Annotated in this window: 2 pseudogenes; both read left to right on the forward strand. The window is 65.5% G+C overall.

Annotation, left to right across the window (positions count from 1 at the left end):
• A pseudogene (locus ACT84W_RS09980) lies at nucleotides 1–302 on the forward strand (hypothetical protein); the annotation flags it as partial.
• Nucleotides 303–473: 171 nt separating this feature from the next.
• Nucleotides 474–920 (forward strand): annotated as a pseudogene (locus ACT84W_RS09985) (single-stranded DNA-binding protein); the annotation flags it as partial.
• Between the last annotated feature and the right edge of the window lie 98 nt (nucleotides 921–1,018).

Here is a 1,018-nt window from a genome sequence, read left to right on the forward strand (position 1 = left end):
CCGAGATGGACCGATGCCGGCGCTCTCTCGACCGCGTGGGCTGGAATGTCGATTACGTGGTGACGCACGAGGCGCCGGCAGACTTGGCAGACACCCTGTGCTGGGAGCGCAACCGCCCCTTTGACGACGACCAACTGCAAAATTTCCTAGGCGAGATCGACCACCAGCTCGGCTTCAAGACGTGGTTCTTCGGCCACTACCACGACGACGAGTGGCGCGATGACCGACACCGGCTGATCTATCACGACATCGTGCTCGCTAGCATACGCAGGGAGGACGAAGACCGAGAGCCCGTCGGTTAGCAGCCGCATCGTCAGACCTCACATGCGTGAGCCTGCACTCGCGCATAGCGCGCATCTCAACCAAGTCAGCTTTCTCGCGAGCCTTCGCCTTGACAGCGTCGAGGGCGGCGTGATAGCCGCTGAGGTCAACCGCCGAAGTCTTCCCCCAATCCTCGCCGCCACAGCCGCGCCGTCTTCGGCGTCCGCGCCGCGGCTCTTAACAGATTGATATTAAAAGGGCCTAAGGTCGCGGTCGAGGGGAAGCTCCGCTACGAGTCTTGGCAGGCGTCCGACGGAACCCACCGCAGCCGCCTTCGCGTCGTCGCCGACGACGTCGAGCTCATGAGCCCGCGCGGCGCGTTCGGGTCCTCCGGCGGAAGCGCGCAGGCGACGGACCCCGCCCACGACCCCGTGAGGAACGGCGGCCACGAGACCGAGCCCTATGCCGAGTCTTTCGCCCGCGGCGGCTCGCAGCAGACCTCCGCGCAGCCCGTCTACGCCGCCCCGGCGCCCTCGTCGAGACAACAGACGCCGCCCCGGCCGACGTGTACGGCGAGGATATTCCCTTCTAGTATTTATGTCGGCCGCGTTCCAGTGCCGACACCCACCGTAACGCCCCGCGTCCACGCGGGGCAATAAAACCCAACGGGCCCAGCGCCCGCAACCGAGCAAATAACAAACCCGCCGCAGCTTCGGCTGAACTGCCCCCCATTTCTCGTGTCCAAGAAATGGGGGGC

It is taken from the genome of Paratractidigestivibacter sp. (genome assembly GCF_052362415.1).
Lineage (GTDB): Bacteria > Actinomycetota > Coriobacteriia > Coriobacteriales > Atopobiaceae > Paratractidigestivibacter.